Origin of the sequence: Janthinobacterium sp. SUN128 (assembly GCF_030587275.1) — a bacterium.
Classification (GTDB): domain Bacteria; phylum Pseudomonadota; class Gammaproteobacteria; order Burkholderiales; family Burkholderiaceae_D; genus Janthinobacterium; species Janthinobacterium lividum.
In genome coordinates, this window is record NZ_JAPWHY010000002.1 from 542,405 (window position 1) to 556,002 (window position 13,598).

Sequence of the window (13,598 nt, forward strand, 5' to 3'; positions counted from 1 at the left end):
CTGTAATGAAGGAGCGGGGTGTGGCTCAGCCTGGTAGAGCGCTGCGTTCGGGACGCAGAGGCCGGAGGTTCGAATCCTCTCACCCCGACCAGCTTTTTCCTCACTAGGCTGACGTGAACTGCTGTCACCTTGACCTGCGCGTTGGCAGGTTGCCGGGAAGTATGATATTAACTGCATTATTAATATCTTGATCACTTCTCGCGCAAGGGCCTGACCGATGTCTTTCCTGATAGTTCTGGCCGCACTGGCCTTCCTGATGCTGGCCGCCTACCGTGGCTACAGCGTGATCCTGTTTGCGCCGGTCGCCGCGCTGGGTGCCGTGCTGCTCACCGATCCGTCCGCCGTGCCGGCTGTCTTCAGCGGTATCTTCATGGAAAAGATGGTGGGCTTTATCAAGCTGTATTTCCCCGTCTTTTTGCTCGGCGCCGTGTTCGGCAAGCTGATCGAGCTGTCCGGCTTTTCACAGTCGATCGTCGTGGCCGCCATCCGCTATATCGGCAGTTCGCGCGCGAATGCCGTCATCGTTGCCGTGTGCGCCGCCCTGACGTACGGCGGCGTGTCGCTGTTCGTGGTGGTATTTGCCGTGTACCCGTTCGCGGCCGAGCTGTACCGCCAGAGCAATATTCCCAAGCGGCTGATGCCGGGCGCCATCGCCCTGGGCGCATTTTCCTTCACCATGGATACCTTGCCCGGCACGCCGCAAATCCAGAACATCATCCCCACCACCTTTTTCAATACGACCGGCTGGGCCGCGCCATGGCTGGGCACCATCGGCGCTGTGCTGACGGTGATCATGGGACTGGCCTTCCTGGAATGGCGCCGCCGGTCCGTCATGGCGACGGGCGAAGGTTATGGCGTGGAAGCGGAACAGGCCAAGACCGGCGATGGCGACTTGCCCCATCCGCTGCTGTCGGTGGCGCCTTTGGTGCTGGTGGGCGTGGCCAACTTTGCGCTGACCAAGCTGATTCCCCACTGGTATGGCGACAGTTACGTACTCACCGCCGAGGCCCTGCCCGGCTTGCATGCGCCCGTGTCGACGTCGATAGCGTCCGTGACCGGTATCTGGGCCGTGGAAGGTGCCTTATTGCTGGGCATCTTGCTCGTGTGCGTGACGGCCTTCGGGCGTATCCGTGCCGCCTTTGCCGAAGGCACCAAGGCGGCCGTGGGCGGCGCCCTGCTGGCGGCCATGAATACGGCATCCGAATATGGCTTTGGCGGCGTCATCGCCGCCCTGCCCGGTTTTCTTGCCGTCAGCAACACCTTGCGCAGCGTGCCCGATCCGCTCGTCAACGCAGCGGTCTCCGTGACGACCCTGGCCGGCATTACGGGATCGGCTTCGGGCGGCATGAGCATCGCGCTGGCGGCCATGTCGGACAGTTTTATCCAGGCCGCGCAGCAGGCGCACATTCCGCTCGAAGTCATGCACCGCGTGGTGGCCATGGCCAGCGGCGGCATGGATACCTTGCCGCACAATGGCGCCGTGATCACCCTGCTGGCCGTCACGGGCCTCACGCACCGCCAGTCCTACCGCGACATTTTCGGCATCACCGTCATCAAGACGGTGGCCGTGTTCCTCGTCATTGCCATCTATTACATGACGGGACTGGTGTGAGGCTTGGGTAAGCTACAGCCGCGACGACGATGCCGGCTTCGCCAACGCTTGCGCCGGCTTGAACAGATGGCTGATGCCCATGGTCAGCAGCGGGCCGGCCAGCGCCAGGTAGGAACTGTCGACACCGTACGGATTGCCCGCTAGGAACCAGCCGATGGTGGCGATCACGGAGACGATCACGCCGACAAAGGCGCCGCGCGGCGTGCCGAATTTCGGCGCATAGAAGGCCATCAGCACCAGCACGGCCAGGGTGGCGCGCAGGGCCTTGCCCAAGAAGGCGATCATCAGCAGTTTTTCCGCATACAGCGCCAGCACCAGCGGCAGCAAGCCGGCCACGACGATGGCGATGCGCAGGAACATCAGCGATTTCGCGTCGTTCTTCGCCTTGTTGTACCAGGGATCATAAAAATCCTTCATGGCCAGGGTGGCCGATGCCAGGGTGGTGGCGGAAATGCCGCCGAACAGGGCGCCGGCCAGGCCGACGATCATGATGCTGGCGGAAAACGCCGGCATGTGGGCGATCAGGTTCGGGAAGGCGTCGATCGACTTCATGCCCGGATACAGCACGGCACTGCACATGCCGATCAGGGCCGCCATCAGCCCGAACGGGATCATCAGCGACGATACGTAGTAACAGGCGCGCTTGGCCACGGCCGGATTGTCCGTGCTGACCAGGGCCTGGATCACGTATTGCGTGGCGAAGATGGAACCGATGCCGCCGATCATCCAGGCGATGATCTGGCCCCAGCCGATCTCGACCCAGTTGAACATCTTGGCCGGCAGTTGCGCCTGCAGCGCGCCGATGCCGCCTGTTGCTTCCAGCGCATACGCCAGCGCCAGGATCACGCCCAGGTACTTGACGATGGAGTGGGCAAAATTGGTGTACACCACCGAGCGCATGCCGCCCAGGCTGACATAGATCACGGTAATGGCGCCCACCAGCAAGATGGCCACGGTCTTGTTGATATGCAGCACGGCTGCCAGCACGGCGCCGCCACTCGCGTACAGGGCCACGGCAACGATGCTCAGGGCAACGATGGTGAGGATGGACGCCGCATAGCGCACGGGTTCGCCGTAGGTTTGCGCCAGGATGCCGGAAATCGTCGACTGCCCGCTTTCCTTGTATTTTTTCACCAGCACGATGGCCAGCAGCAAGAAGCCCAGCGACAGCGCCACCAGATTCCAGGCGGCGGAAATACCCAGTTCATAACCCTTCTGGGCCGTGCCGATGCTGACGGAGCTGCCAATAAATTCCGACAATAGCAGCGCGCCGATCAGGTAGGCGGGATAGTTGCGCCCGCCCGCCGTCATGCCCTCGGCGCTGTTGGCATGCTTGCGCACGCTATACGTAATGTACGACATGAGGGCGAAATAGCCCACCGTGACTGCCGCGATAATGATCAATCTGTTTTCCATCCGTCTACTCCAAGTCTGCTTTTCTTATTATTATTTTTCAAGAAAGCTTCCCCTGCCGCATGCCGGACCAGCCGGCGGCGGTGCTCAGAGGAAAACCACATTCCTGCCGTACCGATACGGTACAGCAAGCCTCACACTAAAAAAGTGCGCAACTGCGCCGTAAACAAGTCCGCCGCCTCGATGTTCGAGATATGCGAGGCGGGCAGGCTTGCCAGGCGGGCGCCCGCGATCTGCTGCTGCAGCCAGCGCCCGTCGTCGACGGTGGTCACGGGATCGTGCTCACCCGCGATGATCAGCGTCGGCACGGCGATCGTGCCGACGCAGGCGTGCAAGTCCGCCTGGGCCAGCATGTCGCAGCAGGCCGCGTAGCCGCCGGCATCCTGATCGCGCAAGGTGCCGACTAGGCGCACCACCGTGTCCGCTTCGCGCGCGATAAACGGCGGCGTGAACCAGCGCGCGGCGGCGCTCCCGGCCACCGCGGCCATGCCGTCACGGCGCACTTGCTCCGCCCGCAGCTGCCACGGCGCGGCGCCGCCGATGCGCGCCGCCGTATTTGCCAGCACGAGCTGCGTCAGGCGCTGCGGCTGATGAATGCCCAGCCACTGGCCCGTCAAGCCGCCCATGGAAATGCCGCAGAAGGCGGCACGGGCAATATCGAGGTGGTCGAGCAGTGCCACCACGTCCAGTCCCAGCCGCCCGATGCCGAACGGCGCGCTGCCGCTGGCCGACCGGCCATGGCCGCGCGTGTCGTAGCGCACGACAAAAAAATCGCCGGCCAGCGCGGCCGCTTGCGCATCCCACATGGACAAGTCCGTGCCGAGGGAATTCGACAGGACGAGGCAGGGCTTGCTGCGCTCGCCATCCGTGCGGTAATGCAGGCAGATACCGTCCACCTCGCACATTTTCCCGGCAGTGTCGTTGCCTGTCTCCGTCATCGCATGTCTCCTCAGGAATCGTCGTCGCGCACCGACGAGGGATGGCGGCACAGCGGCATCACGTCGATCTGCATGTAGGAAAACAGCGGCAAGGAGGTGAGCAAGTTGTGCAGCTCCTCCACGCTGTCCACGTCGAAGACGCTGATGTTGGCGTACTGGCCGGCGATGCGCCACAGGTGACGCCACTTGCCTTCGTGCTGCAGGCGCTGCGCCAGTGCCTTTTCCGTCTGCTTGAGCTGCGCCGCCTGCTCGGCGGGCATGCTCAATGGCAGGTTCACGTTCATGCGTACATGGAATAACATGGTTTCTCCTTAAGATTTTTATAGGCACTTACAATGCCTAACAAAACCGTAGCGAGCGGAAGAGAGTTGCGGTCGAGAAGCGCAACTGTACGAAGGTACAGTGAGCATCGCAGACCGTAAATCACGACGCGCAGTAGGTTTTGTTAGGCGTCCTCAGGCGCGCTGCATGGAACGCAGCTTGTCCATATCGATCTCGACACCCAGGCCCGGCCCCGTCGGCACCTGCAGCATGAAATCGCGGTAGACCAGCGGCTCGCGCAGGACTTCCTGCGTCAGCAGCAGTGGCCCGAACAGCTCCGTGCCCCAGGCCAGTTCCGCGAACGTGGAGCACACGTGGGCCGTGGCGGCGGTGCCGACGCCGCCTTCGAGCATGGTGCCGCCGTACAGTCCCACGCCAGCCAGGCGCGCCACGGTGGCCACTTCCAGCGCGGGCAGCAAGCCGCCCGACTGGGTGATTTTCACCGCATACACGTCGGCCGCATCGGCCTGGGCCAGCGCCAGCGCATCGGCGGGACCGTGCAAGGCTTCGTCGGCCATGATGGCCACGTCGAAGCGCCGCGTCAGGCGCGCCAGCGCGGCGCGGTTGCCGGCTTTCACCGGCTGCTCGATCAGGTCGATGCCGCCCGCTTCCAGTGCGGCGATGCCGCGCACGGCGTCCGTCTCGCTCCAGGCCTGGTTGACATCGACGCGCACGCTGGCCCGTTCGCCCAGCGCCCGCTTGATCTCCAGCACGTGGGCCACGTCATCCATCACGTCGCGCATGCCGATCTTCAGCTTGAAGATGCGGTGCCGGCGCAAGTCCAGCATTTTTTCCCCTTCGGCGATATCGCGCGCGGTGTCGCCGCTGGCCAGCACCCAGGCCACAGGCAGTGCATCGCGCACGCGGCCGCCCAGCAATTCCGACAGCGGCACGTTCAGGCGGCGCGCCTGCGCATCGAGCAGCGCCGTCTCGATCGCGCACTTGGCGAAGCGGTTGCCCTGTATGACCTTGCGCACCCTGGCCATGGCCTTGGCCACTTCGCTAGCTTCCATGCCGACCAGCAGCGGCGCGATATAGGTATCGATATTCGTCTTGATACTTTCCGGGCTTTCGCCGCCGTAGCTCAAGCCGCCGATGGTGGTCGCTTCGCCCCAGCCCGTGATGCCGTCAGCGCAGCGCAGCCGCACCAGCACCAGGGTTTGCGTATTCATGGTGGCGACGGACATCCGGTGCGGACGAATGGTTGGCACATCGACCAGGTAGGTCTCGATATTTTGAATCATATTTATTCCGTATAATTCTGTGGAGTGGTGACACGATATTCCCCGAATCTCCCCACGTCCAACACCGAGTTGGTATCAAACCTATACCTGAAAGGTATGAAGATGGAATTACGGCACTTGCGCTACTTCGTTGCAGTAGCAGAGGAAAGGAACTTCACGCGGGCCGCCGCGCGCTTGCACATCGCGCAGCCGCCGCTGAGCCGGCAGATGCAGCAGCTGGAAGAAATCCTGGGCGTGGCGCTGATCGAAAAGGGTTCGCGTCCCTTGCGCCTGACGGAAGCGGGCGAGTTTTTCCTCGCCCATGCGCGGCCCCTGCTCGACCAGGTGCGCGACCTGCAGGCGATGACGCAGCGCGTCGGCAAACTGGAACGCACCCTGTCGATCGGCTTTGTCGCCTCTACCCTGTATGGGGAATTGCCAGACATCGTGCACCGCTTTTGCGAGCGCCATCCCGAGGTCGACGTGACCCTGCATGAAATGACGACGGTGCAGCAGCTCAAGGCCCTGAAGGAAGGCCGCATCGACGTGGGTTTCGGGCGCCTGAAAAGCGAAGACCCCAGCATCCGCCGCATCCTGCTGCGCGAGGAGCGGCTGGTGGTGGCCCTGCCGCCCGGCCACCGGCTGGCCAGGGGGGAAGGCGGATTACGCCTCACGGACCTGATCCACGAAACCCTGCTCGTGTATCCGAAAGCGCCCCGCCCCAGCTTTGCAGACCAGGTTCTGGCCATGTTCAGCGAAGGCAATGTCACCCCCGGCCCCGTCACGGAAGTGCGCGAGCTGCAGATTTCCATGGGACTGGTGGCGGCCGGCCAGGGCATTTCCATCGTGCCGGAAAGCGTGCAAGCCATGCATCACCGGAACGTCGTGTACCGCAAGCTGGAAGACAAGCATGCGTTCTCGCCGATTTTATTCAGCATGCGGCATATGGACCGCTCGCCTGAACTGGAAAACATCCTCGCCGCCGTGTACTCGATCTACGATGAACACGGCATCGCGCACGTCAAGGAAAGCCTGTAGCAGTGACTACGCCGCGTCGGCCAGCAATTCCGGCCGCAGCGCGCGGATGCGCAGTTCCGTGAAGTAGCCGCCCGCCTCGTTGTAGCGCAGGTAGTAACGGCCGCAGTTCAGGCAGCGGGCCACCTGGCTCAGGTTCGCGGGATAGTAGCGCGGGGCGATGGGCGCATCGATACTGTCGTAGCGCGTGCCGTGCGGGTGGTACTCGGCAAACGTCGGTTCCTCGTACGGATCTTCGCGCAGGGTGCCGATTTCTTCAAAGCGGTCCAGCTCCAGCGAGGTAGGCAGGCGCTGCCAGGCGTCCAGCGGGACGGCGCAGCAGCTGCATTTTTTGGTAATCGTGGCCGAAGCGGTGGCCAGCGCGGACAAGGCGGGAAAGTCGAGGAATATCATGTTCAGCCATTGCAAAGGTGCGGCCTGTGACAACGAGCCTGGCCGCGCTCTTTCATTCTAGCGGAATGCATCTTTCAATGCCCCATGAAGTCATTCCACTTCGGCAGCAGCACGATGCTGTTCGGATTGAGCCCCTTGTTTTTCAGTGTATCGACACTACCCGCCACCACCTCCTTTTTCATATCGATGACGGTGATGCTGCCATCGCTCATGCCCGGCAGGTTGAGCAGCGCGTTCTGCACGAAGGCATAGCGGCCATCCCTGGTGAACGCCACGTGGTGCGCGCCTTCGGCGGCAGGGATCGATTTCAATAGCCGGGGCTTGCCGATGCCGCCCGTCAGGTCGAAGATATGCAGGTGGCCCGGCTTGGCCGTCGTCAGGTACAGCCGCGTCGCGCCCTTGTTGAAATACAGCTCCAGCGGCACGCCCGCCTTTTGTTCGGCAAAGTCATGCACCTGGGCCGTGTCGAAATCCCTGGTTGCCGGATTCCACGTGGCGGTCCACACGGTGCCGCCGTACATATTGGCGACGTAGGCGACAGGCGGTTTGCTGCCCGGGACGAACAGCACTTCCACCGGCGCTTCGCCAGACGGCGACGGCTTTTTCGACAGCTTGTGCGTGCCCAGCACCTTGCCCGTGCTCGTTTCCAGCACGCTGATCACTTCACCCGCGTCGCCCAGGTCCGTGGGGCGGATGGTGCTCGTCAGCAGGGTGCGGTCGATGCCATCGTGGACGGCCAGGCCATGCGGATATGGCGCCGGCAGCCTGACGGTGCGTCCCGGCTTGTCGTGCACGGCGTCGCCTTCCAGCATGGCCTGCGATCCCATGCAGCTCAGATACCAGCGCTTGTGGTCATCCGAAAAGACGATATCCTCGCCCACCTGGCAAGTCGGCACCTCGATCACCTTGATGGGAAAGTCCTTGTGGCGCATGTCCATCACGCGCAGCTGCGTCTTGCCCAGCGCCGTGATGTAAGCCTTGCTCATGTCGTGGTTGTAGAAGATATGGTGCGCCACCAGGTCCGGCGGCAGGGCGATGTCGCGCACGATCTTGCCGAAGTTTTTCGACTCGGGATCGACATCGATGATGGCGATGCCCTCCTTGCGCGACGGCGGCGCGACAGGGCTTTTCAGCGATTTCAATGACTCGGGCGCCTTGCTCTCGTAATTGACCATGGCCAGGATTTCGGCCGACGCAGGCAACACCACCATGCATGTCACGGCCAATGCAAACATCGCTTTTTTCATCATCTCCCCCGCCTTTTCCAAGTGTCGTCGGATCCGCGCCGATCATTCTACGGCCGCACTTTTTCAAACTGGCGTTTTTTTTCAGATGGCCAATGCTAGAAATATTTCCTAAAATTTAAGCATGAAAAAATACTCATTCCGCCCTCCGCTTGCCAGCCTGAGCCTGGCCATCTTCCTGCTATGCATATCGGCGCAAAGCCAGTCGCAGAGCGGCTCTGCGGCAAAACCACAGCAACAGGAACAGCATGTGGCGCTGGCCATCGCGCAGCGCAAAATCGCCGCGAAGCCACCGACGATACGGGTCCGGCAGGACACCCGGATCACCGTGGATTGGAGTACCGACGAAATAGTCAGTATCCACTTGCATGGCTACGATCAGCTGCTGGAGGTCAAGCCGGGCGAGACAAAAGCCATGCGCATCGACGCCACGGTGCCGGGACGCTTCCCTGTTTCCGCGCACGGCTATGGCGCGCAAACGGAGGGCAAGGGCAAGCAGCACAAGCATCACCGCGAGGCGCCCCTGATGTACCTGGAAGTGCTGCCGCGATGATGCGGCACGCCATCGCTTTCGTCCTGCTGGCCGCGCCAGGCATCGCCCATGCGCACGGCTTTGGCCAGCGCTACGACCTGCCCTTGCCGCTCTGGCTATATTTGCTGGGCGCGGGACTGACGGTGGCGTTGTCGTTTGCCTTCCTGGCACTGTGGCGCCGGGATGGCACAGCGGCCTGCCAGGGCGACTATGCGCGCCTCGTCCTGCGGCAGGTTCCTGGCGCGCGCGCCATCGCTTTCGCACTGCGCCTGCTGGTGCTGGCGTTGTATATCCTGGTGATTGTGGCGGGACTGGTGGGCGTGCAAAACCCCGTGAAAAATATCGCGCCCGCCATGGTGTGGGCCATCTGGTGGGTCGGCATGGCCTACGTGTCGGCGCTGCTGGGCGACTTGTGGGCGCTGGTCAATCCGCTCGACAGCGTGGCGCGCGCGGCCCAGCAACTGTTCCCCCGCTGGCGCGCACCGCTGGCGTGGCCGCGCTGGCTCGACAGCTGGCCGGCGGCGGCCCTGTTCTTCGGCTTTATCTGGATGGAGCTGAACTGGGAAGGCAGCGAGCAGCCGGCCAGCCTGGCCTGGACCATGCTGCTGTATTCTGCCTGCACGTGGGCAGGCATGGCGCTGTTCGGCCGCGCCGCCTGGCTGCGCCATGCGGAAGTTTTCAACGTCGTCTTCGGTCTGCTGGCCCGCTTCGCGCCCGTGACATTCCGCGACGGCGCCTGCTACGTGCGCCCGTATGCGGCGGGCTTGCTGGCGGTGGAACCCGTGCGCCCGGCCTGCCTCGTGCTGGTGATCCTCATGCTGGCCTCCGTCAGCTTCGACGGCATGATGGAAACGCAAACGTGGTACGACATCGTCGACGCCGTCCTCGCCGTGGCGCCGGGTGCATTGGCATGGATCACCACGGCCGCCCTGCTGCTGATGCCGGCCCTGTTCCTGCTGGTGTTCCTGCTGTTTTGCGCGCTGATCGCCCGCTGCGGCGCCAGCGATGGCCAGCCGGCCATACCCTTGCTGCGCGTGGCCGGCCACTTCGTGCTGACCCTGGTGCCGATCGCCATCGCCTACCATTTCGCCCACTACCTGTCTTTCCTGGCGATGGCGGGCCAGTACCTGATTCCGCTGGCGTCGAACCCGCTGGGCCTGGACTGGGACCTGTTCGGCACGAAGCTGTACTTCATCCGCCTTGGCATCGTCGACGCCAAGGTGGTGTGGTACGTATCGCTGTTCGCCATCGTCGCAGGCCACGTGGCGGCCGTCTGGCTGGCCCATGTCTGCGCGCTGCGCCTGTACGCCAGTCGCCGCGCGGCCCTGCGCAGCCAGTATCCGATGCTGGCCCTGATGATCGCCTACACTTTGCTCAGTCTCTGGATCATCGCGCAGCCCATCGTCGGCGGCTAGCCCGTGCCAGGAACAGCTCCAGCAGCAACAGCATGCCACCGGAAACGAGCAGCAGCGGCATCAGCGCGCACATGGCGGCTGCCGCCAGCCAGGCCAGCGCGGAAGGCGACGTCCAGGCGCCTGGCAGCAGCCTGGGTAAACCCAGCGAGCCAGGCAAGCGCCGTTTGAAAAACATCACCCAGCCCGACACCAGCGAGAACAGCACGCTGGCGCCGAACAGCAGCAGCAAGGCCTGGTTCCACCAGCCGAATTCGCCGCGGTGGAACGGAATGCCGATGGCGGTGGCCTTGCCGAACGCCGTCTGCGCCTCCCACCCCGCGTAATACAGGGGCTTGCCGCTGTAGGCATCGAATTGCAGGTCGAAGCGCAAGGTGGGCTGGCTGCGGTCAGCCATGGTGGCGCGCCACACATCGTCCTGGCTGGCCGGCGCCGTCAGCTGCACGGCGATGGCGGGCGCGTGGCTGCGCGCTACCTGCCACGCATCCTGCCAGTCGAGCGGAGCGCCCTCCTCGCGCGAGTGCAAATCACGTGGCACGGGCGGCGGCGCCTGGCCGCTGACGTCGCGCAACGCGCGGATGCGCCCGCCCGCCTGCTGGCTCCACGTCAGGCCCGTCGTCAGGATCACGACACTGACGATGCCGAGCGCCACGCCCAGGAAAGCATGCCACTGGCGCCAGCCATTGCGGCCCCGCGCGCCCCGCTTCGGCAAGCCCGATTGCGCGCCGCGCGGCCACCACAGCACCACGCCCGTCACCAGCATCACCATCAGCCAGCTGGCCGCCAGCTCGATCATCCAGCGCCAGCCATCGTTCTGCAGCAGGCGCGAATGCAGCTTTTTCGCCCAGTTGCCGAAGCGCTCGCTGCTGGCCAGGCTGCCCAGCACGCGCGCGTCATAGGGATTCACATACACGACGATGGCTTGCGCGGGCAGGCCGAACTTCGGCCTGGCGGGCGTGAGCGGCGCGGCATGTCCGCCATGGCCCGCATGTTCATCCTGCGCGCCGCCGGACGGTGCAAACGCCACCTGCACCGCATCATCCTGTTGAAACGGCGGCACCACGTGCTGCACCGCCCAGCCTCGAGGTGCAGCCCGCTCCGCAGCCGCCACGGCGGCGTCCAGCGGCAGCATGGACGCTTGCGGCGCCACATGGTCCAGGTGCTGGTACAGCCTTGCCTCGATCTGCGGCGTGAACACGTACAAAATGCCCGTCAGGGTAGCTAGCAGGGCAAACGGCGAGGCGATCAGCGCGGCCCAGAAGTGGATGCGCCAGTACAGGCTTTTGCGCCGCGCGATGAGAAAGGTGAAATCGTCCATGGCCATCCTCACAGTGCGTTATAGGTATAGGACAGGCCCAGCATCACGCTGCGCGGCGCACCAGGCGTGTACTGGTTCTGGCTGTTCGGCGCATAGCTGCCCACTCCCGCATAGCTGCTGCTGGCCGAATCGGCATAGCGCTTATCGGCCAGGTTGCGCACCTGCGCCCACGCTTCCAGCCCGCGTGCGACCTGATAGCTGGCGCGCAGGTTCAGCAAGGCGTGGCCCTTGTACTCCACCGTGTTGGCATTGTTCATCCAGTAGCGCCCCTGGTGCACGGCTTCAAGTGCGATACGCGCGCCGGCCACGGGCTTGTAGCCGATCTCGAACGAGGTGATGTCGCGCGGTGCCTGCGGCATGGCGCGGCCGCTGTAATCGAGAGTACTGGAGAGCTGATAGCGCAGGTAGCGGTGGCGCGCGATGGCCGTGGCGAAGCGCGCGTCGAACGGGCCGCTGTCGTAATTCAGGCCCAGCTCCAGCCCTTCGCTGCGCGTGCGCCCCGCATTGCGGTTTTCACTGTTGCCCGGCGAGAGCGTGTAGCTGACGATGGTGTCGCGCCCATCGAGCCGGTACAGGGCCGTATCGAGTTTCAAACGGCCCTGCAAAAAGGCCCAGCGCAGGCCCAGTTCATAGTTGTTGTAGACGGACGGCTGCAAGTTGGCGATGCCCGTCTTGCCATACAACTGGCTCACTTCCGGCGGCGTGAAGCCCTGGCTGACGTTCGCATACGCGCTGCCCGCATGGCCGATGGCGTAGGTGGCGCCCAGCTTCGGACTCACATGCGAAAAACTGCGCGACTCGTCGGGCGCGCCGTAATTGACGCTGCCGCCGGGCGCCAGCTTGTTATGGTAGTCGTAGCGGATGGCGTCAGAACGGCCACCCAGCACCACGCGCGTGCCGGCCAGCGGAGAAAATTCCCATTGCGCGAAGACGGCCGTGTTGAGGATATCCGTCTGGTAGTCGCGCACGCCCTGCGGATTGCTGGCATTGGCCACGGAGTAGCGCAGGTAGCGGCCCGTGGCGGCATCGCGCACGATGGACAGATTGTCGCTGACAAAGGGATTGTCGCTCTTGTCCACGTACACACCAGCGATCAGGCGCGAACGCAGCCACGCGAATTCCTGCTGGTGCTTCACGTCCAGTCCCAGCGAATCGACGTGGTTGTTGTTGATGACGCCCTTGCACAGCATGCCCGCGCAACTGCCTATGGAATACGCTGGAATCTGCCCATGGTCGTTCTTGCGCGTAAACACGGTGATGGTGCTCGTGCCATTGACTGTCGTCGCGCCTTCCCACGCCAGGTTCATGCGCGTGGTCTTGTCCTTGCGGTAGGTAAACGTATTCAAACTCTTGCCGGGATTGCTGCGGTAATCGTTTTCGAACAGGCTGCCCGTCATGGCCGCATCGAGATCCGTGTGGACGATGGTGGCACGCAGCTGCGAGGTGGAACTGAGCGCATAGTCGGCGCGCAGCGAGAACGAATCCTTGTCGCCATAGCTGTACTCCTGCCAGTTATCGCGCGAACGGCGCGAGCTGTAATGGGAAAAGCGCAGTCCCAGCGGACCCCAGGTATCGCTGGCGGAAGTGTCGTAGCGGGTGTAGCCGCCCACGTTATCGCGCCGCACGCCCACGCTTGCCGTGGGTGTCGCGCTGGCGCCGGCCGTGAGGAAATTGACGGCGCCGCCGACGGCATTGCTGCCGTACAGCGACGAGGCGGCGCCCTTCACCACTTCCACGCCGCTGGCGCCCGCCATGTTCATCTCGTTGAGCGAGTTATGGTTGAAGACGCCCAGCGGGCGGATGGGAATGCCGTCTTCGAGGTACTGGTAGACGGCATTCGTGCCGATGGGCTGGCGGATGCTCATGCTGTGCTGCTCGTTGCCCAGGTCATTCCAGTACACGCCGGCGATGCGGTTGAGGATATCGCCCATGGTCTTGGGCTTGTCGCGTTCCAGCATTTTGGCATTGACGGCACCGATGGCCTGCGGCGTCTCGGACAGCCACGATTGCGCGCGCGAACCGGAAACGACGACGGTGTCGATGGCGTGGTCGGTTTGGTCAAGTTGCTGCGCCTGCGCGCAGGGGTAAGCGAGGGTGATGGCGACGGCCAGCACCAATAATTTCTTGTTCATGTGATTCTCGTATAAGTGTGCGGAT

The 13,598-nt window shown here is 63.7% G+C and carries 12 protein-coding genes and 1 tRNA gene; 5 read left to right on the forward strand and 8 right to left on the reverse strand.

The window, feature by feature from the left end; all coding sequences use genetic code 11:
• Positions 1–14 precede the first annotated feature (14 nt).
• Positions 15–91: transfer RNA gene (locus O3297_RS22365), tRNA-Pro, on the forward strand.
• 126 nt (positions 92–217) lie between these two features.
• On the forward strand, positions 218–1,612 hold the full coding sequence (locus tag O3297_RS22370; RefSeq protein WP_305050171.1) for a GntP family permease: 1,395 nt from the start codon (positions 218–220) through the stop codon (positions 1,610–1,612).
• 12 nt (positions 1,613–1,624) lie between these two features.
• Here O3297_RS22370 and O3297_RS22375 read toward each other — a convergent pair whose 3' ends face one another.
• From O3297_RS22375 to O3297_RS22390, 4 genes are all read right to left on the reverse strand, one after another.
• A complete protein-coding gene (locus tag O3297_RS22375) occupies positions 1,625–3,028 on the reverse strand; it encodes a sodium:solute symporter family protein (RefSeq protein ID WP_305050173.1) in 1,404 nt (467 codons plus the stop codon).
• Positions 3,029–3,159: 131 nt separating this feature from the next.
• Positions 3,160–3,963 (reverse strand): 3-oxoadipate enol-lactonase, encoded by an 804-nt coding sequence (pcaD, locus tag O3297_RS22380; protein ID WP_305050175.1) that lies wholly within the window; start codon positions 3,961–3,963, stop codon positions 3,160–3,162.
• A gap of 11 nt (positions 3,964–3,974) precedes the next feature.
• Entirely contained in the window at positions 3,975–4,265 is a 291-nt protein-coding gene (gene catC / locus O3297_RS22385; RefSeq protein WP_305050177.1) for a muconolactone Delta-isomerase, read from the reverse strand.
• 153 nt (positions 4,266–4,418) lie between these two features.
• Entirely contained in the window at positions 4,419–5,528 is a 1,110-nt protein-coding gene (locus O3297_RS22390) for a muconate/chloromuconate family cycloisomerase (RefSeq protein ID WP_070260092.1), read from the reverse strand.
• Between the two features lie 102 nt (positions 5,529–5,630).
• Here O3297_RS22390 and O3297_RS22395 point away from each other — a divergent pair, with 102 nt between their 5' ends.
• Positions 5,631–6,545, forward strand: a complete 915-nt coding sequence (locus O3297_RS22395; RefSeq protein ID WP_099395408.1) for a LysR family transcriptional regulator — start codon at positions 5,631–5,633, stop codon at positions 6,543–6,545.
• 6 nt (positions 6,546–6,551) lie between these two features.
• Here the strand turns inward: O3297_RS22395 and O3297_RS22400 are convergent, their stop codons facing one another.
• Complete coding sequence (locus tag O3297_RS22400; protein WP_070281055.1) at positions 6,552–6,935, reverse strand: hypothetical protein; 384 nt, start codon at positions 6,933–6,935, stop codon at positions 6,552–6,554.
• A gap of 74 nt (positions 6,936–7,009) precedes the next feature.
• A complete protein-coding gene (locus O3297_RS22405; protein WP_305050179.1) occupies positions 7,010–8,185 on the reverse strand; it encodes a YncE family protein in 1,176 nt (391 codons plus the stop codon).
• Between the two features lie 118 nt (positions 8,186–8,303).
• On the opposite strand from O3297_RS22405, the gene O3297_RS22410 reads away from it, so the two are divergent.
• Both O3297_RS22410 and O3297_RS22415 read left to right on the forward strand, forming a co-directional pair.
• Positions 8,304–8,732, forward strand: coding sequence for a hypothetical protein (locus O3297_RS22410; RefSeq protein ID WP_176381964.1), 429 nt, complete (start codon positions 8,304–8,306; stop codon positions 8,730–8,732).
• Entirely contained in the window at positions 8,729–10,126 is a 1,398-nt protein-coding gene (locus O3297_RS22415; RefSeq protein WP_305050182.1) for a hypothetical protein, read from the forward strand. Before O3297_RS22410 ends, O3297_RS22415 begins: the two co-directional genes overlap by 4 nt.
• Here the strand turns inward: O3297_RS22415 and O3297_RS22420 are convergent.
• Entirely contained in the window at positions 10,098–11,441 is a 1,344-nt protein-coding gene (locus tag O3297_RS22420) for a PepSY domain-containing protein (RefSeq protein WP_305050183.1), read from the reverse strand. The two genes, O3297_RS22415 and O3297_RS22420, sit on opposite strands and share 29 nt — an antisense overlap.
• An 8-nt stretch (positions 11,442–11,449) precedes the next feature.
• Positions 11,450–13,573, reverse strand: coding sequence for a TonB-dependent receptor domain-containing protein (locus tag O3297_RS22425; RefSeq protein WP_305050184.1), 2,124 nt, complete (start codon positions 13,571–13,573; stop codon positions 11,450–11,452).
• Positions 13,574–13,598: the final 25 nt, after the last annotated feature.

Coding starts and splice junctions, on each gene's coding strand:
- O3297_RS22370 (WP_305050171.1), top strand. CDS start 218: ATGTCTTTCCTGATAGTTCTGGCCGCACTGGCCTTCCTGATGCTGGCC.
- O3297_RS22375 (WP_305050173.1), bottom strand. CDS start 3,028: ATGGAAAACAGATTGATCATTATCGCGGCAGTCACGGTGGGCTATTTC.
- pcaD (WP_305050175.1), bottom strand. CDS start 3,963: ATGACGGAGACAGGCAACGACACTGCCGGGAAAATGTGCGAGGTGGAC.
- catC (WP_305050177.1), bottom strand. CDS start 4,265: ATGTTATTCCATGTACGCATGAACGTGAACCTGCCATTGAGCATGCCC.
- O3297_RS22390 (WP_070260092.1), bottom strand. CDS start 5,528: ATGATTCAAAATATCGAGACCTACCTGGTCGATGTGCCAACCATTCGT.
- O3297_RS22395 (WP_099395408.1), top strand. CDS start 5,631: ATGGAATTACGGCACTTGCGCTACTTCGTTGCAGTAGCAGAGGAAAGG.
- O3297_RS22400 (WP_070281055.1), bottom strand. CDS start 6,935: ATGATATTCCTCGACTTTCCCGCCTTGTCCGCGCTGGCCACCGCTTCG.
- O3297_RS22405 (WP_305050179.1), bottom strand. CDS start 8,185: ATGATGAAAAAAGCGATGTTTGCATTGGCCGTGACATGCATGGTGGTG.
- O3297_RS22410 (WP_176381964.1), top strand. CDS start 8,304: ATGAAAAAATACTCATTCCGCCCTCCGCTTGCCAGCCTGAGCCTGGCC.
- O3297_RS22415 (WP_305050182.1), top strand. CDS start 8,729: ATGATGCGGCACGCCATCGCTTTCGTCCTGCTGGCCGCGCCAGGCATC.
- O3297_RS22420 (WP_305050183.1), bottom strand. CDS start 11,441: ATGGACGATTTCACCTTTCTCATCGCGCGGCGCAAAAGCCTGTACTGG.
- O3297_RS22425 (WP_305050184.1), bottom strand. CDS start 13,573: ATGAACAAGAAATTATTGGTGCTGGCCGTCGCCATCACCCTCGCTTAC.